We start from the raw sequence: 459 nt of genomic DNA, 5'->3' as shown, positions 1-459 counted from the left end.
GACCTGTGTCGCGTATGGGGGGGCAAGGATGGCTGGCTCAGCCTGGCATTGGTGATCGACTGCAGCACGCGTCAGCTGCTTGGCTGGCACCTGTCACGGACGGGGAAGGCCAGCACGGCCTCGGCCGCCCTGGAGCAGGCCCTGATCACGCGCTTCGGCACGCTGGGCAAGGTCAAGGAGTCGTTCCTACTGCGCTCGGACAATGGCCTGGTCTTCACCAGCCGCGACTACACCCGGTTGGTGCGCAGCTATGGCCTGAAGCAGGAGTTCATCCCCCCGCACTGCCCACAGCAGAACGGGATGGTGGAACGGGTGATCCGGACGCTGAAGGAGCAGTGCGTGCACCGGCATCGCTTCGAGAGCCAAACCCACGCGCTGCGCGTGATTGCTGACTGGATCGCCTTCTACAACCAACAGCGCCCTCATCAGGCGCTGAAGATGATGACCCCAAACGCGGCC

The 459-nt window shown here is 64.5% G+C and carries 1 protein-coding gene; it reads left to right on the top strand.

Annotation, left to right across the window (positions count from 1 at the left end; genetic code table 11):
* Nucleotides 1-3: 3 nt before the first annotated feature.
* On the top strand, nt 4-459 hold a 456-nt coding region (locus tag XarbCFBP7408_RS22130; protein ID WP_258072311.1), incomplete at its 3' end, for an integrase core domain-containing protein.

This window comes from Xanthomonas arboricola pv. guizotiae, assembly GCF_002940205.1.
Lineage (GTDB): Bacteria > Pseudomonadota > Gammaproteobacteria > Xanthomonadales > Xanthomonadaceae > Xanthomonas > Xanthomonas arboricola_C.
The sequence above is the reverse complement of the archived record's forward strand: the minus strand, read 5'-3'. Positions and strand labels throughout refer to the sequence as shown.